Here is a 19,232-nt window from a genome sequence, read left to right on the forward strand (position 1 = left end):
ATTAAATCGCTCCTTCTTTAATTAGCTCAGTGACGGCATTCGGCAATAAAACATGTTCCACCGCGTGAATGGCGGTTTCTAGTTCATCAAGGCTCTCCCCCGCTGTGATGCGGACGGGCTCTTGAGCAATGATCTCCCCAGAATCGACACCGGCGTCAACATAGTGCACGGTAACCCCGGTGACCTTCACACCATATTCATAGGCGTCCGCAATCCCGGTGCGCCCGGGAAAGCTTGGCAGTAGTGCTGGGTGCAGGTTAATGATTTTGCGCGGATAGGCCGCCAACAAATCGGGTCCCAGGATACGCATGAAACCGGCGAGAACAATTAAATCAATAGTAGGTAGTTTACTAATAATATACTGTTCGGCGGCAGCTTTACTACCGCACTGTTTGTAGTTCACCAGCACCACGGGCACCCCCGCAGTACGGGCCTTAGCGACCACGGCCGCGTGGGCGTGGTCACAAACCAGCACGCTAATGTGGACACCGCGCGCCGGATCGGCGAAGGCAGCCTGCAGGGCGGCAAAATTACTGCCGGTGCCGGATGCAAAGATAGCAATGTTCTTCATTCTGCTTCCTCCCACTGCACAGCAGCCGCACCAGCGCCGCGTTTTGCCACGCGGCCGATAACCAGGGCGTCCGGAATGGCTGCCTGTACCGTTGCCACTTCAGAAGCGGCAACCGCCATGACCAAGCCAATGCCCAGGTTGAAGGTGCGCCGCATCGCGGCAAAATCTAGTTCACCGCAAGTTTGAATGCGGGTGAACAGTTCCGGCCACTGCCAGGCATTCGCAGCAAACACCGCTGCCAGGTCATCAGGCAACATCCGCGGCACGTTGTCCGCGAAGCCGCCGCCGGTAATGTGGGCGATGCCGTGGATCTGACCGGCCTGCACGAGTGGCAAAACTTCCTGCACGTAAATCCGTGTTGGTGTGAGTAGTGCCTGCCGGACGTCGCGACCATCAGCCAGCGGTGTCGCGCCTAACTCGGTCTCTGCCAGCAGTTTGCGCACCAGCGAGAAGCCGTTTGAATGCACGCCCGAGCTCGGCAGGCCAATCAGCACATCCCCCGCGCTGACGTTTTGCGGCAGAATTCTGCTGCGACTAGCCAGACCGACGGCAAAGCCCGCCAGGTCGTAATGCCCAGCGGGATACATGCCCGGCATCTCGGCAGTTTCGCCGCCAATTAAGGCCATGCCGGCCTGCTGGCAACCAGTCGCGATGCCTTTGACCACCGTGGCGGCGAGCTGAGGTTCGAGCTGATCGGTTGCCAGGTAATCCAGGAAGAAGAGCGGCTGAGCCCCATCTGCCAGCAAATCATTGGCGACCATGGCCACCAGGTCGATGCCAATCGTGTCGTGCTGCTGGCATTCTTTAGCGAGCAGTAGCTTGGTGCCCACCCCGTCGGTAGCCGCCAAGAGCACGGGGTCCGGCACTGCGGGCAGCGCGTAGGCCGCCGCAAAACCGCCTAGTTTACTGAGTACATTTGCATTTTGGGTGGCAGCGGCCAGTGGTGCGTAGGCACTCGCTGCAGCGTTACCGGCATCAATATCGACGCCGGCAGCCTTATAGTCAATACTCACGATGCACTCACCTCCTGAACGTCAATTTGCCGACGAGCCAATTCCTGATGCAGCGTCTTTGCGTAATCATCCAGCGCCGTGGGGTACTCACCCGTGAAGTAGGCGGTGCACAGACCGTGGTGCGGCGCGTCTGTGTCGAGACCAACGCCTTCCTCCAACCCCTGCACAGACAGGAAACCAAGCGAGTCCACGTTGAGCATTTCGCGCATCTGCGCAACGGAGTGGTTCGCCGCCATCAGTTCGTTCATCGACTGAATGTCGATGCCGTAGAAGCACGGAAAACGCAGTGGTGGCGAGCTGATGCGCAGGTGCACTTCCTTGGCACCAGCGTCGCGCAGCAACTTCACAATCTGCATCGAGGTGGTGCCGCGGACGATGGAGTCATCAACCAGGATAACCCGCTTGCCGCGCACCACTTCGGGAATGGCACTGAGTTTCATGCGCACGCTGCGTTCGCGTAACTCCTGCGTGGGCTGAATAAAGGTGCGCGCAACGTACTGACTTTTAACCAGCCCCATTTCGTAGGGAATGCCACTTTCGCGGGCGTAACCAATCGCCGCGGACAGTGAAGAGTTCGGCACCCCGCACACCATGTCGGCGGCAACGGGTTGCTCGCGGGCGAGCTGTTCGCCCAGGCGCACACGCGCCTGGTGCACGTTAACCCCATGAATCGTGGAATCTGGTCGAGCGAAGTAGATAAACTCCATCGAGCACACCGCCAGTTGTGTGTTCGTTGTGTACTGCTGGGCATGCACGCCCTTATCATCGACCCGCAGCATCTCGCCCGGCTTCACGTCGCGGACAAACGTCGCCCCGACGGCCGTTAGCGCGGCGGTTTCGCTGCAAATGACGGTGCCGCCATCAGGTAGCTTACCAATGACCAGCGGCCGAAAACCATTCGGATCACTAGCAGCATAGAGCGCGTGCTCCGTCAGCAACATGAAGGCGAAGCCGCCATGCACAATGTTGAGCGCGGCACGTAGCTGACCATCAAAATCCGGCGCCACGCTGCGGCGAATCAGGTGCATGAGTACCTCGGTATCAGAGGTCGATTGGAAAATGGCGCCATTTTGTTCGAGGCGTTTGCGTAGGCTGATGGCATTGGTCAGGTTCCCGTTGTGCGCTAGTGCAATCGCCTCATCGCTGAAGCGAAAGAGTAGCGGCTGGATGTTCTCTAGCACACGGCCGCCCGCCGTGGAGTAACGTACGTGTCCCAGCGCGGCGCGGCCGTGGAGCGCCTGCAGCTGCATCGGCTTGGTAAACACCTCACTCAGCAGCCCCAAACCATAGTGGCGGCGCAGCCCGTCGGTTGTGAGACCGACAATGCCGGCGCCCTCCTGGCCGCGGTGCTGCAAAGTGTGCAGACCGAGATGCGTGATTTCGGCGGCGTTATCGTTGCCCCAGACGCCAAACACACCGCACTCTTCGTTGAGTCCCTTTATTTCATGCGGCATGGAATTCCCTCCTCATAGGCCTGCGTCAGTTCAGCCATGGTCAACTGCACGTCCGCATCCTGCATCTGAATGTGCAACTGGTCAGCCGCCGTGACCTTCCCCAAAAGGCGAGCACGACTGCCCAGCAGCGCCTCAAATTCAGCCTGCTTGGCGGCCGGCACCGTCATCAGAAAACGACCGGCGCTCTCGGCAAAAGCATAACTAGCTGGCACATCCCACTGCAGGTCGGCGCCGAGCTGACCGGCTAGAGCCATCTCGCTTAGTGCGGCGGCAAACCCGCCAACAGACAGGTCGTGGGCCGCGGTAACGAAGCCGCGACGAATGGCGTTCAGCGCTAACTTTTGCACGGTTACTTCTTCATCGAGGTCAAAATCAAAGAGGCGCCCGGCGATGCCGCCGGTGAGCAACTTCTGCAGCTCCGTGCCGTTGAAGTCCGCACCGGTGCGGCCCAGCAGGTACACGAGGTCCCCAGGGCGCTTGAAATCCAGTGTGGTGATGCTGTGTAAATCTTCAGTCAGACCGACCATCCCAATCATCGGGGTCGGGTAGATGGCGATACCGTTGGTTTCGTTGTACAAGGACACGTTCCCAGAAATCACCGGCGTGTTCAGGGCCTTGCAGGCGGCCGTGATGCCGTGCGCGGATTCTTCGAGTTCATAGAAGATTTCCGGCTTGGTTGGATCGCCGTAGTTCAGGCAGTCTGTAATGCCGATGGGCTCAGTGCCACTAGCCACCAGGTTGCGGGCGGCTTCGGCGACGATTAAAGCACCGCCGCGTTCAGGATCCAGGTAGAGGTAACGGCCATTGCTGTCGGTGGTGGCCGCGAGCGCGCTCTTGGTGCCGCGCACGCGGATCACGCCGGCGTCGCTGCCCGGTGTCACCACAGTATTGGTCTTCACCTGTGCGTCGTAGCGGCGGTAAATGCTCTTCTTGGAGGCGATGGTTGGCTGGCCCAGGAGCCGCAACCAGGTGTCATGCAAATCAGTGATTTCTGGTGCAAAATCAGTAGCCGGCTGGTCCAAACGTGCTGGCCGCTGACCCTTTTGGTGGTACACCGGCGCATCACTAGTCAACAGGCTCACGGGCACATCACACACGGTCTCATTCTTAAAGGTCAACTGGTAGCGGTGACCAGCGGTAACCTGCCCGCAGACGACGGCGTCGAGGTCGTACTTTTGGAAGACGTCAATGATCTCTTGTTCATGACCCGCGGCCACGCACAGCAGCATCCGTTCTTGGGATTCAGAAAGCATAATCTCAAACGGAATCATGCCGCTTTCGCGCTGCGGAATTAGGTCGAGGTTAATTGTCATCCCCGCGTCTGCCTTGTCGGCCATTTCGACGCTGGAACTAATCAGCCCCGCCGCCCCCATGTCCTGCATGCCAACCAGTGCTTCCTGGTGGTCACGTGTCACTTCGAGGCAGGCATCCGTCAGCAATTTTTCCATGAAGGGATCACCTACCTGCACGGCGGCGCGGTCGGCCTGCTCAGCATCGGAGAACTCAGCGGAGGCAAAACTAGCGCCATTAATCCCGTCGCGGCCAGTTTTGGCCCCCACGTAGATAATGGCGTTGCCCACCCCGGCCGCACGGCCACGCTGAATGGCGTCCTTGTCCATCACACCGATGCACATGGCGTTCACAAGCGGGTTGCGCGCGTAAGTCGGGTCAAAATTCGTCTCACCACCGATGGTTGGGATGCCAATCGCATTCCCGTAGCCGCCAATCCCGGCCACAATCTGGTCCAGCAAATGCTGGGTGTGCGCCTCGTCCAGCTCGCCAAATGCGAGTGAGTCGAGCAGCGCCACGGGCTCAGCCCCAATGGAGAAAATGTCGCGGATAATGCCGCCGACACCGGTTGCGGCACCTTCGTATGGTTCCACGGCACTCGGGTGGTTGTGGCTTTCGGCCTTGAACACCACCGCCTTACCGCTACCAATATCAATGACCCCGGCCCCTTCACCTGGTCCCATCAGCACACGCTCGTTCTTGGTCCAGAACTGCTTGAGCACGGGCTTGCTGTACTTGTAGGCACAGTGTTCACTCCACATGCCGCTGGCCAAGCCAATCTCGGTGTAGTTCGGCAGCCGGCCGAGCTTAGTGCGGAAGCGGTCGTATTCGTACTCGGTCAGCCCCCAATCGAGGTAAGGCTTCTTAATGGCAATATCCTTGGGACTAAGCTCGACGCGTGGCATAAGCGGCTCCTTCCATCTGTTTCTTCAAGGCGGTGAACATTGCTAGACCATCGCGGCCGCCCAGCAGAGTTTCAACGGCGCGCTCTGGGTGCGGCATCATTCCGAGCACATTGCCGGCGGCGTTGGTCAGCCCGGCAATGTCGTTCAGGCTACCGTTCGGGTTGGCAGCGTAGCGGAACACCACCTGTTGCTTGGCCTCAATTGCAGCCAGCGTCTCTGGGTCAGCGTAATAGTTGCCCTCCCCGTGCGCGATGGGCAAGTGAATTGTCTCATCCGGCTGGTAGTCACCGCTAAAGGCGGTGTTCGTGTTCACCACCGTCAGTGGCTCACTTTCACAAATGAAGTTCAGGCTCTCGTTAAACTGCAAGGCGCCTGGCAGTAACCCGGCTTCACACAGAATCTGGAACCCATTGCAGATACCCAGCACCAGGCCACCGTTTGCCGCATGCTTTTTGAGCGCCGCCATCACGGGTGCAAAATTCGCGATGGCCCCACTACGCAGATAGTCGCCGTAGGAAAAACCGCCGGGCACGCAGACGAGGTCGTAACCGCTCAGGTCAGTCGCACTCGCCGGCACTAGGTCGGCAGGAATGCCCGCAATATCGCTTAATGCCCAAAGCAAGTCCTGATCACAATTGGAGCCGGGAAAACTCAGTACGGCCGCCTTCATGCGCGGGCCTCCTCGACAATGTCGAAGCGGTAAGTTTCCATGTTCACATTGGCCAGCATCTGGTCGCAGATATTGTCGACCTGCTTAGCAGCGGCATCCTTGTCCGCAGCAGCGAGCTCGAGTTCAAAATACTTGCCGTAAAGCACGGACTGCACGTTATCCTGACCGGTGCGGGCGAGCGTGTTCTTGATGACTTCCGCCTTGGGGTCCAGGACGGATGGCTTGTAATTCACGTAGATGCGGGCTTTATACATGTTTTTCTCCTCCGACTGAGTGGGTTTAATGACTACTGGGCACTTTGCTGCAAACGACTAAGCACTTCGGCGTATACGGGGGTCAATTCGCCTTCGTGCTTGCGGAACACGTCTTTATCAAGCGATTCACCGCTCGTCTGGTCAACCAGGCGGAAGTTATCAGGGGACAACTCATCGGCCAGCACCAGACTACCATCGGCGAGAAACCCAAATTCCAATTTGAAATCAACGAGCGTGATGCCACATTTTGCGAACCGGGCAGTCAGCCAGTCGTTCACCGTGTCGGTGAGGCTGCGCACCTTGGCCAAGGTCGCCGCGTCGGCGATGTCCAGCGCGATAATTTGGTCGTCGTTGATAAAGGGATCATCGAGCGCGTCGGACTTGTAGTAATACTCGTGAATCGCGGGGACAAAATGCTGCATTTGTTCCACGTGAAACTTCGTCACAAAATGACCGGACGCGTAGTTGCGGAGCACTGCCTCCAGCGGCAGCATCGTTGCGCGCTTGCACAGCATGCTGTCGGCGTCGGGGTCGCTCACATAATGCGTCGGTACGCCCGCGGCCGTGATTTCTTTAAACAGTAAGGTAGAAATCTGCAGGTTCAGGCGGCCCTTGCCGGGAATCTGTTCCTTGCGTTTGCCGTTCAACGCGGTCGCCTGGTCCTTGTAAACTACCCAGAGCAACTCAGGGTCATCAGTTGCGTACACGCTCTTGGCCTTACCCTGGTACAACAGATCTGTTTTCTCAGTCATCAGTTCTCCTTTGCGGTTAATTCAACCGCCGTCAGTAAATCTTCGTTGGCATCGTTGCTTGTCACCGTGATGTGCCCCATCTTCCGGCCCGGTCGCACTGCCGCCTTGCCGTAATCATGCACGTGCCACTCAGGGTGCTGGTGCCACTGCGCCAGGGCGTTCGGTAAATCAGCACCGAGCAGGTTGCGCATCACCGCGCGCTCTTCCAGCCGAATTGGCGGAATGGGCAGGCCGCAAATACTGAGCACGTGGGCAGCGAATTGGGAAACATTGCAGGCCTCAATGCTATAGTGGCCGGAATTATGCGGCCGCGGTGCCAGTTCGTTCACCAGGATGCCATCCGCGGTCGCAAACATCTCGATGCCCAAAACTCCGCGCAATTCGAGTGCCGTGGCAATTTTGGTCGCCAGCGACTTAATCTGTGCGTCTAGCTGCGGCGCCAGGTTCGGCGCCGGCGCGATCGTCGTGTGCAAAATGTGCTGCTGGTGCCGGTTCTCGACGGTTGGGAACACGCGCACAGTGCCGTCGGCCGCGCGGGTTACCATCACGGAAAGCTCGCGGGTAAACGCCTGCCGCTGCTCCAAAATGCAGGGTCCGTGCTGCAACAACTGAGCTGCCGCAGCCAGGTCAGCTGGTGAATTCAAATCCTGCTGGCCGTGTCCATCGTAGCCGCCAGTGGTTGTCTTGAGGATGCTGGGGTAACCGATGCTGCCAATGGCGTCGGCCAGCTCCGCGCCGTCACTGACACCGGCAAATGCCGTCACCGGCACTCCCAGCGACTTCAGGAAGCTTTTCTCCCGAATGCGGTCGCGGCTGATGGCGAGCAGTTCGGTTCCCTGCGGTACGGCGCAAACGGTCGCAGCCTCTTCAAGCGCATCGAGATCCACGTTCTCAAACTCATAGGTGAGCACATCGCTGCGCCGCGCCAGTTCCATAATCGCCGCACGGTCCTCATAAGGTGCGGTAATCTGAAAATCAGCCACCTGCCCGGTCGGCGAATCTGGTGTGGGTTCTAGGGTCCCGACGCGATAGCCCATCGCTTTGGCCGCGATGGCAATCATGCGGCCCAACTGGCCACCGCCCACGATGCCAATCGTTGCGGGCGGCAAAATTTCCTCAGTCATCGAGCTTGGCCTCACTTTCGATTGCGCGCTGCGTTTGCGCCTGGCGGTAAGTCTGCAACTTCTGAACAAGCGCGTCGTCGCGAATCGCGAGCATTTCGGCGGCGTACAACGCCGCGTTCGTCGCTCCGGCATCACCAACGGCCACCGTACCGACTGGAACGCCGCTGGGCATCTGCACAATCGAGAGTAAGGAGTCGACACCGTTTAATGTTCGGGTTTTAACCGGAACACCGATGACAGGGACAGTCGTGTTGGCCGCCAGCATCCCTGGTAAGTGCGCCGCACCACCGGCACCCGCGATAATCACGTCGTAGCCATTTTGGCGCGCATGCTTCGCAAAAGTGCTGAGTTCATCGGGCATCCGGTGCGCCGAAATAACCTTGTTGTCATGCGCGATGCCGAGTTTTAGCAATGTTTGCGCTGCCCCCTGCATCGTTGGCCAATCCGAAGTCGATCCCATCACAACTGCCACCTTGGTCATGCTGATTCCTCTTTTCGTTTTGTTGGCTTGAGTCTACCACGTGTGTTTTGCCCTTTCAAGTTATTTTCTTAACATTACATACGTTACCAATTATTATCGTTCGTGTTTAGGCTCTTAAAGCCGAACGTTCGGAAGCAAGCCCAGGCCTGCCTCTTCACACCTAGGTTTTTACCCGCGGCCGGTGTAAAATATCGTTGTAAGCGCTACTAAATCGCGCGGGTGCACCATCCTGCCCGCGGCCAGGAGGACATTACTTTGCAGAAATACATCATGGCACTCGATGAAGGCACAACCAGTACTCGCGCCATCGTGTTTGACCACGCGGGCAAGACCATCGCGGACGCGCAACACGAATTCACCCAGCACTTCCCGCAGCCCGGTTGGGTCGAACACGACGCCAACGAAATCTGGAACGCCGTGCAGGCCACCATCGCCGACATTTTCATCGGCAGCGGCATCCACCCCAACCAGGTTGCGGCCATCGGGATTACTAACCAGCGGGAAACCACCGTCATCTGGGACAAGCAGACCGGCCTGCCCATCTACCACGCCATCGTTTGGCAGTCCCGCCAGACCACGGACATCGCCGAACGTCTCGAGGCAGACGGGTACGGGCAGATGTTTCAGGACAAGACGGGGCTGATCTTGGACCCTTACTTCTCGGCCACCAAAATTCGCTGGATTCTCGACCAAGTGCCGGGGGCGCAGGAACGCGCCGAACGCGGCGAGTTGCTCTTTGGTACCATCGACACCTGGCTGACCTGGAAGCTCTCCGGCGGCGCCATTCACGTCACCGACTACACGAACGCCAGCCGCACGGCGCTGTTCAACATCCACACGCTGGAATGGGACGACGACATTTTGCAACTGCTGAACATCCCCAAGATCATGCTGCCAACGGTGCGGCCGAACGACCGCGTATACGGCAACACCGCCAGTTACCACTTCTACGGCTCGCAGGTACCAATTGCCGGGCTCGCCGGGGACCAGCAGGCCGCGCTGTTCGGCCAACTCGCGCTCAGCGATGGCGAGGTCAAGAACACTTACGGCACCGGGAGCTTCATCGTCATGAACACCGGCACCAAGCCAATCAAGTCCAATAACCGCCTGCTCACCACCATCGCTTACGGCATCGACGGCAAGGTTAACTACGCATTAGAGGGATCCGTCTTCGTTGCCGGTTCTGCCATTCAGTGGCTGCGCGACGCCATGCAGCTCGTGGAACACGCCAGCGACTCCGAAGCGGCCGCCAAGCGCAGCAAGAGTGAGGACGAAGTGTACGTCGTGCCTGCCTTCACCGGTTTGGGGGCACCCTACTGGGATCCTGATGCACGCGGGGCGGTCTTTGGCATCACCCGCGGGACGACGCGCGATGACTTCATTAAGGCCACTTTGCAATCACTGGCCTACCAAACTCGCGACGTGGTAGCCACGATGGAATCAGACACCGGCATCCCCATTCCACGTCTGCGTGTTGACGGCGGCGCAGCGCGCAACGATTACTTGATGCAATTCCAAGCCGATATTTTGAACAAACCCATCGAACGGGCGGCAATCCTGGAGACGACTGCGCGCGGGGTCGCGTTCATGGCCGGCCTGGCCATTGGCTTCTGGAAGAATACGGATGAGTTGCGCGCAATAACAGGCAGCGGCACCAGCTTTACAAGCAAAATGAAGCCTGAAAAGAGTGACGCACTCTACGCCGGTTGGCGGCGGGCAGTGGCTGCTACCCAGGCATTTCATAACTAAAAATAGTTATTATTCCATCAATTCTTAAATTGCGTATTAGCACGCTTTCGGGTAAACTGGACATATATAATCAGGGTGGTAGTGAACGTTGTAACATGACAGTGCCGCCCAAAAAGGAGGTGCAGTGTGATGCTCAGATTTTATGGTCAGGCCAAATTTGACCTCAACGCCGAAGACAAGGCGCCCATTGGTTACGAATTGTTCATGCGTGAACGCCAGGGCGACAAGTGGGTTCTGCCAGCGGATTTCACTAGCAGCACTGCGGATGAAATTGCCGATTTACTTTCACGTACCATCGCGATGATGCCAACGCACATCAAAATCGTATCCTTCAATCTTGAGCAGTCTCAGTTTATTGACCCCGACTTTTGCGACGCCGTGGCGCGTGTCCAGGCGCAAACGCCGATCCAAATTTACACCGAATTAACTGAGCGCACTGACCCGAACGTTTCCGAAGACGCCTTGTACGCCGCAGCGCGTAACTTCCACGAACACGGCTTGCTGGTCTGCATCGACGACGTGGGCACCGGCGACAACACGCCGGAATTCGTCATGAACGTTGATGCTTACATCGACGAGTACAAGTTCGCCTTGCAGAACTTCCGCCCCTTCACGCACATTAGCGAAATTCAGGATAAGGTCGCCTTCTGGTGGTCCCTAGCCCGCGAGAAAAACAAAACGCTCGCAATCGAGGGCATTGAGAACGCCGAAGATCTCGACGTTGTTCGCAACCAGTACCCGTGTGACATCGTGCAAGGTTACTACCTGGCACGGCCGGAACTATTGCCCATTCAAGGCGAACCTGTAGCTACCGGCGCTTAAGCGCAAATCATCAGAAACCACGCACACATCCTCAATGGCAGGACGCACGCGTGGTTTTTATTTTGCCTGTTGACAAATAATAAGTGCCGGCATATCCTTAACTGGTTAATTAACCGGTTAATCATTTATCGTCACTTCCGTTTTTTAGCAAAAGGAGATCCCATGCGTCACTTTAAAGCCATCCTCATTGCAGTCTTTTCACTAACACTCGCTTTCACCCTCGCCGCCTGCAGTCAGTCGCAGCAGACCGCCCGCAACAAGGTCCAAGTAGTCAGCAGCCTGAACTTCTACGGCGATATTGCCAAGGCCGTCGGTGGCAAGCACGTCCAGGTCACCAGTATCATTAATAAAGCATCAATTGATCCGCACGACTACGAACCTAGCGCGGCCAACGCGAAGGAATACGCGCGGGCCCAGCTCATCATCAGCAACGGTGCTGGTTATGATAGCTGGAGTCAGCATTACGCCAAGCAAAATGCCAGCGCCAAAAGCATCACGGTCGCCCACTTACTCAAGTGGCAAAACGGCACTAACGAGCACCTCTGGTACAAACCAGCGATGGCGGCGACACTTGCCCGCAAGCTGTGCACGGAGTTGAGTACATTGGCGCCTAAGCACCGGGCGTATTTTGAAAAGCGGCGTGACGCTTACCTTACTAATTTGAATGCCCTGAGCACCCTGCAAAAGCGTGCCCAAACCGCACTGGCAGGCAAGCGTTACATGGCAACCGAACCTGTTTATGACAACACCCTCCTCGCACTGGGTGCCAAGCAGCTTAACGGCGGCTTTGCCCGTGCGGTTGACGAAGGTAACGACCCGACCACCGCGCAGCTGCGTACCTGGCAACGCGCAACAGCACGACGCAGTGTTGCCTTCGTGGTGAACAACCCGCAGAATTCCAGTAAGCTCGTCCGCAACGCTATTCAGAACGCTAAGAAACACAAGGTACCGATTGTCACCATCACCGAAACCATGCCCAATGGCGAGAACTACATTCAGTGGCAAAGCCGGCAGTTGCGCGCTGTCATCCGTGCCACTGCGTCAACTACGAAAGGAAACTAACTATGTCTGCAATTACTAATTTGACCGTCGCTCACGAAGTCGCCACGTTCCTCGATGCCGTTAAACGGCGGATGCCGGAAAACCAGCGCGAAATTTTGCTTGATGGCGAAGACGCCACTATCGGCGGCACTCAGGGCCACGTCCTGATGCTGCTCGCGCAGTCTGGCCCCCTCAGCAATGGCGAACTAGCCACGGCACTCGACGTCAGCCCTGCCGCCGTCACCAAGGCCATGCGCGGCCTGCGCCTCGCGGACCCCGTCCTGCTGTCACCCGTCCCCGATGCACACGACGCCCGCATCAACCGCTGGACGCTGACCCCCATGGGTGTGCAGCTGGCAGCTAAGCACGCCGCCGCACACCAGGAAACCATCACCGCCTACGCGGACGTCCTCGCCGACTTTGACGCCGCTGAGCTCGATACCATTGACAAGTTTCTCACCGTCATGACCAGTCGTCTGCACGTGTAACACTAGAAAGGAGGCCATGATGCCACTCCTAGAGCTCCAAAATATCAGCATGACTTTTGACAAGCGCACCCTGTACAAAGGCGTCAACTGGCAGTTGCACGCCGGTAAAACCCACGCACTGCTGGGTGAAAACGGCGTGGGCAAAACCACCCTCGTGCGGATTATCCTCGGCCGCCTGCGCCCAAGCGGCGGGCAAGTGCTGTGGCCGCAGGGGCAGCCGCGCTACGCTTACGTGCCGCAAGGGCGGACGAGTGCCACCCAATTCGGCCTCAGCATCCGCGCCTTTGTGGCCCTCAGCTTCGATTCTGGTTGGCGCCCGTGGCTAACTGCCGCGGAGAAACAAGCACTCGATGAAGTACTGGCGGCCTGCGTGCTCAGTTCAATCGCGGATAACCGCATCGCTGCGGCTAGCGGCGGTGAACGCCAGCGTGCCTACCTGGCGCAGGCACTGCTGCGGCAGCCCCAACTGCTGATTTTGGACGAAGCCACCGCGAACATGGATCCCGTCAGCAAGAAGCAGATGATGCAGGTCATCCAAACCTATCAGCGCCAGCACCAGGCGAGCGTGCTCATGATTAGCCACGACATCCCGCTCGTGCGCGAATATGCCGACGATTATCTACTGCTGACGGCAGACGGCGGCACGGCCGCGCCGATTACGGCACTCACGAACGCAACGATTGGGGGCGGCGACCATGTGGCAGTTTGAATTCATGCAAAATGCGTTCCTGGCCGGCAGCGCCGTCGCCATCGTTGCTGGGGTCGTCGGCGTCTTCGCGGTCGCCAAGGGTGAGACTTTTATGACCCACGTCCTGAGTGAAATCGGCTTTGCCGGCGCCGCCTTCGGCCTGTTTGCCGGCTGGCCGCCACTTGCTGGGATGCTGCTGTTCAACACCGTCTCCTCGCTCACTATTGGTCAACTAGAAGCCAAAGAAAAGCGCACCGACATGATCACCGCGGCCGTCAGCGCGATTGCAATTGGCCTGGGTGTTGCCTTCCTCACCTTGTCCGGCAAAAGTAGCAGCGGCGCCATGAGTATCATGTTTGGTTCCGTGTTCAGCCTCACGCGCGGTGACACGCACCTGCTCATTGGCCTATCCGGCGTGATCTTGCTGCTCTGCGGCGCCCTCCTGCGACCGCTCAAGCACTACGCCTTCGACGCTGATACTGCTGCGTACACCCTGCCGCATTTTCGCCTGCTCGGCATGGCGTTCACCGTCCTGATTGCCACAGTCGTTGCCATCAGTGCCCAGGCCGTGGGTGCCCTACTCATCTTCATTCTCGTGACCTTACCCGCCGGCGTCGCGCTGCGGCGCGGCCGCACAGTGCGGCAGATGCTCATCATCGCTGTCAGTTTGGCTCTCGGCGGCATGTGGCTCGCGCTACTACTTGCCTACTGGACCAATTTACCGGTGAGCGTCTATCTGGCACTCATCGAAGCGGCAGCCTATCTGAGTAGTTTGCGCAAGTAAGGTCGCCTTGCAAGGGCTGCAACGCAATTGCACGCTTTTTGCACATACCTCGCATCAAAAACAGCCACCAATTCCCTAAAATCGGGAACTGGTGGCTGTTTGCTTTTAGTACTCTAATCCATCCTCTGGCTAATCAATCGGGATGTCGCCTTCAAGAACGTGCCCCTCGGCCAGCTTTGGTAGCACGATTGTAAGCACGCCGTCTTTGAGCGACGCCTTAATTTTGTCCTTCTCAACGTACGGCAAGCGGTACTGGCGGCTCATCTGGCCGGCCGAACGCTCACTCATCAGCAAGTTGCCCTTGTTATCCGTGTGGTCCTCGAAATTATTCTGGCGCACCGTCACGTCGAGCAGGTCGTCGCTGTAGTGCAACTTGACGTTCTCCTTCTTGGTGCCGGGAACGTCCACGCTGACACGATATTCCTTCTCCGTTTCCTTAATGTCCGTCTTCATGGTCTTGCTCGGCAAAACGTCGCCAAGCATGTGCCGACCCACCTGATCAAAGAAGGGATCAGCCAACCAATCGCCGTGTGGAACCAAGCTATTCACCATCATCATCCGTCCTTTCACAAATCATGACTATCAACACCTAAAGTATAGTCTGACGATGATAAGAATGGCTCAAATAGTCAAAATCACGGTCAAATTAATTATTTAATCAATTCAAGCATATATATTATAGCTATACCAATTTTGAGCGATCTTGGTGCTGAATCGCTAGGTTGCTGCTATCCCCACTAATCTACAGACGGCCACAGCTTGTCCCCACTATTTATCCACACCGTCCACAGACTTATACCCAAATATTGTGGTGAAGCATCTGTTCGGCGGCATATTTGGTGGCAGCAAAAAGCAAGGTTTTTTCCAAAATTTCCGCTTATCCACAAGCTCTTAATATTCGGTTAAGCCCTTGTAAGCGGGGTCAAAAGCCTGTAATACCAACGCTTGCAGCCGTTAACTTTCACCAAAATTATTTTTGTCCACAGTTTTGTATTCGTGGTGGATAACTCCACGAATGCCTTTATAAACACAATCCACAGACTTATCCACAGGCTGTATATTATTTGTCCCCACGGGTAATCCCCAGGGGTATCTGGGAATCTCGAACATTAACGTATTTTTGTTAAATAAGGTTAAGAAAAAGGGAACAAGAACGACTTAACGGTCGTTTTTGTTCCCAATTTGCTAACTATTTGTTACTAAGCGCCTTTTCGACTGCTAGTTACTACTACTACTACTTTGCAACTGATCTGTAGTCTGGGTCAGCTTGATTGAAACGGTCTTCTTCGTGCTGCCGTGGTAGTAGGTCACCTTCACGGTATCGCCGACGCTGTGCTTGTACAGTTCGGTGTGCAGTTCGGCCATGTTCTTGACCTTGGTCCCATCGATGGCGACAATCACGTCGTACTTCTTGATGCCCGCCTTCTTGGCGATGCTGGTTGTCGTGTAGCCGGCAACCACAACCCCACCGGTAACGGTGCTAGGCAGCTTCAGAATGGATGACTGCTGGTCCGAGGAAACCTGGTCCAGGTCGATAGCGGAAATGCCAAGCGCAGGGCGCACAACCTTCCCGTTGGCAACCAGCTGGTTGATGATGGAAACGACTTCATTACTTGGAATGGAGAAGCCCATCCCCTCAATGCTGGCGCCATCGCTGGAGGAGCTGGAGGAACCAGACAACTTCATCGAGTTAATCCCGATAACCTGCCCGGCGAGGTTAATCAGCGGACCACCAGAGTTCCCACTGTTAATCGCGGCATCGGTCTGGATAACCGTTGCTTGACCTGTGGTCTGGCCGTTTTCATCAGTTGTATCAACCGTCCGGCTCTTAGCAGACACAATCCCCTGAGTAACGGAGGTCGCGTAAGCCGTGCCCAGCGGCGAGCCAATGGCCAGCACCGTCTGCCCGGCGGAAATGGCACTGGAATCGCCGAAGGTGGCAACGGACTTGACCTTGTCTGCCTTAATTTTGAGTACTGCCAGGTCAGTCACGGAGTCCGTCCCCACCTTGGTAGCGGTCAACTTAGTGCCGTCGCCCAAAATAACTTCCAGCTTGTCAGAGCCAGAGACCACGTGGTTGTTGGTGACGATGTACGCGTAGCCGTCTGCCTTCTTGTAAACCACCCCAGAACCTTCTGAGTATTCGGTCAGATCAGAAGAACTGCTGGAGGAGTTAGAGCTGTCGGCGCTATCCGAACTGCTAGAGCCGAAGATACTGTCCATGCCGCTGGTGCTCTGCTGCTTTTGCAGGTTAATCACGGAGACAACCGCGCCGGAGACCTTCGCAAAAGCCTTCTGGCTGGCATCAGACTGCTTAACGGAAACGTTGGACACCTTGGTGGTCCCGGACGTGTTGCTGGTTGTCGTGAGGCCTGCGGTGCTATTGTGGTTCATGCCGTAGTAAACTGCACCCCCACCGACACCACCACCTACGAGCGCCGCAACAATCGTGACAATCGCGGTCTGTTTCAAGCCACTGTTCGGCTTTTGTGGTTGTGGGTTTGGTGTTGGTTCCTGCGTGAAGCCATTCTTATCGTTATCCATGACGAATCGGGCTGTGACAAAAGGTTTCCGCGTCTGTCTACGCAGCCGCTAGTACCTCAAGACGGCCCTCCGTCCCCCTCTCTATCAGTTATCTTGATGATTTTATAATAACGGGAATATGTGACTAAATTATGACAAAGACGGGAATAATGTCGGTAACACTCCCCGCTTAAAGCCTATCTTAATCATACCGTCCTGGGCCTCACCATTGGAAGCACGAATTTTACCAAATATTAGCGTTTGACAAAGAAAAACATGTTGGTAGCAACCGTGGAGTACTTACAATCCGCATCTTCCAAACTGCATTTCATTCAACCAACGGTGTCACATACACAATAAGAGGCACCATAAAGTTCAATAAAAATCTGAATATTAGTTTCCTATTTTCGCCAAATTCGTCGCGAAAATAGTTAACCCGGTACAAAATAAATTATGCAGTTAAAAAATAAATTTACTGTAATTATTCGCTTTTAATGTTAACATCTTTTTTTGTTCATTGTCTATTTCGTTTCTATTCGCTAGCGCCTGGCGGTCACTTTTTTAACTATCCGGGTGCAAACAATCTTTGGAGGAATTGAAAAATGAAACAACGCAATCTGTTCTTAACTTCAATTATCATGTTCACTACTCTGCTAGGAGCCACAACCAACCTAGCTTTTGCCGCCACAAATTATCAGTCGGTCAACGTGTCTTACAAAACATATGGCTCAGGACACGGAATTTCTAGTGGCAAACGCAATGGTATCTGGCACCATTTTGCCAGCAAACGTAAAGTAACCTTGAAAATCAGCTCTAGGAGCGGGGCTGGAATCGGTAAGGTTACACTTTACCGAAACAAAACATTCCTAGATAGTGAGTACGGCACCGTCCGTGCGAGTGTGGGGTCACACACCTTTGGCACGAAAACAAATATAGATTCAGGTCAGTACTACTTAATTTTCTTTGGTGGCAACGCGAATACGACTCAGCGAATTCGAGGAGCCATCCATGATTAATTTACCTGGTGGTCAAGCCTTTGCTCCCGAATACCTTTTAAAGGGGTCGACATTACTTGCCTTGGTATTCATTAGCACATTAGTTTTTCTAACGATAGGCCCACGTAAAGAATGGCCATTTGCCCGCAAAGTCGTCTACTTGCTATTTTTAATATACCTCGGTTGCACATTTAGCCTCACACTGTTTCCGATTAACATTTTCACACCGAGTAATGCCATCCACAACCTACCATTCGGCATGCAAACCAACGTCGTCAACCTATCACCATTGGCTTGGGCAAAATACGACTTATTACAATCTGTCGGTAACATCCTTTTACTAGTTCCCTTAGGATTTTTGTTGCCAATTCTATCGCAGAGATTTAGCTCGCTAGGCAAAATCACATTTACGGGATTGCTACTATCGTTAACCATTGAGTCAACACAGTTAGCGATGAATTTCTTTTATCTGGGTAATCGCATCTTCGACATGAGCGATTTATTTCTCAACACCGCTGGCTGCATCATTGGTTGGTTTTCATTTTATTGCATCTCAAGACTTTTTCCGAATGAAATTCAACAGATTCAACTCTAAGAATAAACGAAAGAACGACACTCCTAAAATAAAGGGAGTGTCGTTCTTTCATTTATTCGCAATAACTACTGCGCAAGCCCCAGCTTGTAGCGGAGCACCGTGTTCTTGGCGTCACGCGCCTGCCGCGCCGTCTTCGCCGCCGCAGGGCTGGACGAACGCATTTCCTTACCATCCTGATCATGGTAAATCAGCAGTTCTGGTGGCATTGGCACCCAGCGGGTCACGTCGAGGTCCACGTCAAATGGCTTGCTGTAACGAATTCCGGCTTCAGGAATACCAGGAATATCCCCACTCGTGCTAATCCGCACGACAAAAGGCAGTTCCGGACCAAATTTGGGTTCCTTCACCCGGCTCATGTCGGCCTGATCCGCGAATTCCTGGCTGAAACGCTCAAACTGCGAGCCCTCAACGCCCAGGAAAACCGCTTCGGAAATTGGTGACAAGTAAATGCTACGCAATTCGTAGCCCCATGACTGAATATAGCTCACTGCGTAGAAGACCCGATCCAGCAAGGTTTCGAATTGACTCCGCCGGTAAAGCAGCTTGGTTACCCGCAGCATCAAGTTCAGATCCAAGTATTCACTCACAGCACTTTCGTTATGCTCTTCATAAAACTTGCAGGCTTCATCGTAAGTCAGCGTCCGAAAATTCGTCTCAAAGAACGTTGGGTGTGCTTCTTTGAACACATTCAACTTGTCGCGGTTACCCCAGTAGGTCACGTGACTCAGCCGCCGCACGTCCTTAATCACATCTTTTTCGGCCATTGCGACAACGTTATCAACTTCACGCCAGTTTTCAAAATCTGAATACTTCAACAACCCAGACATCTTATATCGCCCCAATGCTAATTATTATTTCGTACATAACCATAATCTCTGCTTCTATTATAGTGGCTGGTGAATTAGCCCTAACTTTCAGGCAAATCCGCGATAACTTTGTAATCAATCTTCACCGCAGTCTTATTCTTTTTGGCAGTAATCGAAATTGGTCTACTTAAAACTGCGAGAAGATTTTCCAAATTCGCCATGACCAC

20 protein-coding genes are annotated in these 19,232 nt (G+C 55.2%); 8 read left to right on the plus strand and 12 right to left on the minus strand.

Annotated elements, in window-relative coordinates; genetic code table 11:
• Position 1: 1 nt before the first annotated feature.
• Genes purN through purE form a run of 9 tightly spaced genes read right to left on the minus strand, consistent with a single transcriptional unit; the run spans position 2 to position 8,514 of the window.
• Positions 2-571 carry a phosphoribosylglycinamide formyltransferase gene (gene purN / locus EKM97_RS08815; RefSeq protein ID WP_125572038.1) on the minus strand — a complete coding sequence of 190 codons (570 nt, stop codon included), beginning with the start codon at positions 569-571 and terminating at the stop codon, positions 2-4.
• Positions 568-1,584 carry a phosphoribosylformylglycinamidine cyclo-ligase gene (purM, locus tag EKM97_RS08820; RefSeq protein ID WP_164507501.1) on the minus strand — a complete coding sequence of 339 codons (1,017 nt, stop codon included), beginning with the start codon at positions 1,582-1,584 and terminating at the stop codon, positions 568-570. Before purM ends, purN begins: the two co-directional genes overlap by 4 nt.
• A complete protein-coding gene (gene purF / locus EKM97_RS08825) occupies positions 1,581-3,038 on the minus strand; it encodes an amidophosphoribosyltransferase (protein WP_125572039.1) in 1,458 nt (485 codons plus the stop codon). Before purF ends, purM begins: the two co-directional genes overlap by 4 nt.
• Entirely contained in the window at positions 3,023-5,233 is a 2,211-nt protein-coding gene (gene purL, locus EKM97_RS08830) for a phosphoribosylformylglycinamidine synthase subunit PurL (RefSeq protein WP_125572040.1), read from the minus strand. The genes purF and purL overlap by 16 nt, the downstream gene beginning before the upstream one ends.
• Positions 5,214-5,903 carry a phosphoribosylformylglycinamidine synthase subunit PurQ gene (purQ, locus tag EKM97_RS08835; RefSeq protein WP_125572041.1) on the minus strand — a complete coding sequence of 230 codons (690 nt, stop codon included), beginning with the start codon at positions 5,901-5,903 and terminating at the stop codon, positions 5,214-5,216. Before purQ ends, purL begins: the two co-directional genes overlap by 20 nt.
• Positions 5,900-6,157 carry a phosphoribosylformylglycinamidine synthase subunit PurS gene (gene purS, locus EKM97_RS08840; protein ID WP_125572042.1) on the minus strand — a complete coding sequence of 86 codons (258 nt, stop codon included), beginning with the start codon at positions 6,155-6,157 and terminating at the stop codon, positions 5,900-5,902. Before purS ends, purQ begins: the two co-directional genes overlap by 4 nt.
• A gap of 32 nt (positions 6,158-6,189) precedes the next feature.
• Positions 6,190-6,909, minus strand: coding sequence for a phosphoribosylaminoimidazolesuccinocarboxamide synthase (gene purC / locus EKM97_RS08845; protein WP_125572043.1), 720 nt, complete (start codon positions 6,907-6,909; stop codon positions 6,190-6,192).
• Entirely contained in the window at positions 6,909-8,033 is a 1,125-nt protein-coding gene (gene purK, locus EKM97_RS08850; RefSeq protein ID WP_125572044.1) for a 5-(carboxyamino)imidazole ribonucleotide synthase, read from the minus strand. The genes purC and purK overlap by 1 nt, the downstream gene beginning before the upstream one ends.
• Complete coding sequence (gene purE, locus EKM97_RS08855) at positions 8,026-8,514, minus strand: 5-(carboxyamino)imidazole ribonucleotide mutase (protein WP_125572045.1); 489 nt, start codon at positions 8,512-8,514, stop codon at positions 8,026-8,028. Before purE ends, purK begins: the two co-directional genes overlap by 8 nt.
• Before the next feature lie 270 nt (positions 8,515-8,784).
• On the opposite strand from purE, the gene glpK reads away from it, so the two are divergent.
• The 6 genes from glpK (at position 8,785) to EKM97_RS08885 (ending at position 14,086) form a co-directional block, all read left to right on the plus strand.
• Positions 8,785-10,263: a glycerol kinase GlpK gene (glpK, locus tag EKM97_RS08860; RefSeq protein ID WP_125572057.1), complete on the plus strand. Its 1,479-nt coding sequence runs from the start codon at positions 8,785-8,787 to the stop codon at positions 10,261-10,263.
• Positions 10,264-10,392: 129 nt separating this feature from the next.
• Positions 10,393-11,085 (plus strand): EAL domain-containing protein, encoded by a 693-nt coding sequence (locus EKM97_RS08865; protein ID WP_125572046.1) that lies wholly within the window; start codon positions 10,393-10,395, stop codon positions 11,083-11,085.
• A gap of 162 nt (positions 11,086-11,247) precedes the next feature.
• Positions 11,248-12,147 carry a metal ABC transporter solute-binding protein, Zn/Mn family gene (locus EKM97_RS08870; RefSeq protein WP_125572047.1) on the plus strand — a complete coding sequence of 300 codons (900 nt, stop codon included), beginning with the start codon at positions 11,248-11,250 and terminating at the stop codon, positions 12,145-12,147.
• Positions 12,148-12,149: 2 nt separating this feature from the next.
• Entirely contained in the window at positions 12,150-12,614 is a 465-nt protein-coding gene (locus EKM97_RS08875; RefSeq protein ID WP_125572048.1) for a MarR family transcriptional regulator, read from the plus strand.
• Between the two features lie 16 nt (positions 12,615-12,630).
• On the plus strand, positions 12,631-13,323 hold the full coding sequence (locus EKM97_RS08880) for a metal ABC transporter ATP-binding protein (protein WP_125572049.1): 693 nt from the start codon (positions 12,631-12,633) through the stop codon (positions 13,321-13,323).
• Entirely contained in the window at positions 13,310-14,086 is a 777-nt protein-coding gene (locus EKM97_RS08885; protein ID WP_125572050.1) for a metal ABC transporter permease, read from the plus strand. Before EKM97_RS08880 ends, EKM97_RS08885 begins: the two co-directional genes overlap by 14 nt.
• Before the next feature lie 129 nt (positions 14,087-14,215).
• Here EKM97_RS08885 and EKM97_RS08890 read toward each other — a convergent pair whose 3' ends face one another.
• A complete protein-coding gene (locus EKM97_RS08890; RefSeq protein ID WP_125572051.1) occupies positions 14,216-14,638 on the minus strand; it encodes an Hsp20/alpha crystallin family protein in 423 nt (140 codons plus the stop codon).
• Positions 14,639-15,304: 666 nt separating this feature from the next.
• Positions 15,305-16,630, minus strand: coding sequence for a S1C family serine protease (locus tag EKM97_RS08895; protein ID WP_125572052.1), 1,326 nt, complete (start codon positions 16,628-16,630; stop codon positions 15,305-15,307).
• Between the two features lie 581 nt (positions 16,631-17,211).
• Here EKM97_RS08895 and EKM97_RS08900 point away from each other — a divergent pair.
• Together EKM97_RS08900 and EKM97_RS08905 are read left to right on the plus strand one after the other, a co-directional pair.
• Positions 17,212-17,625: a hypothetical protein gene (locus EKM97_RS08900; protein ID WP_125572053.1), complete on the plus strand. Its 414-nt coding sequence runs from the start codon at positions 17,212-17,214 to the stop codon at positions 17,623-17,625.
• A complete protein-coding gene (locus EKM97_RS08905) occupies positions 17,618-18,199 on the plus strand; it encodes a VanZ family protein (RefSeq protein ID WP_125572054.1) in 582 nt (193 codons plus the stop codon). Before EKM97_RS08900 ends, EKM97_RS08905 begins: the two co-directional genes overlap by 8 nt.
• A 65-nt stretch (positions 18,200-18,264) precedes the next feature.
• Here the strand turns inward: EKM97_RS08905 and EKM97_RS08910 are convergent, their stop codons facing one another.
• Positions 18,265-19,026, minus strand: coding sequence for a hypothetical protein (locus tag EKM97_RS08910; RefSeq protein ID WP_125572055.1), 762 nt, complete (start codon positions 19,024-19,026; stop codon positions 18,265-18,267).
• Positions 19,027-19,232 lie beyond the last annotated feature (206 nt).

The organism is Lacticaseibacillus songhuajiangensis (assembly GCF_003946025.1).
In the GTDB taxonomy this organism is placed as follows: domain Bacteria; phylum Bacillota; class Bacilli; order Lactobacillales; family Lactobacillaceae; genus Lacticaseibacillus; species Lacticaseibacillus songhuajiangensis.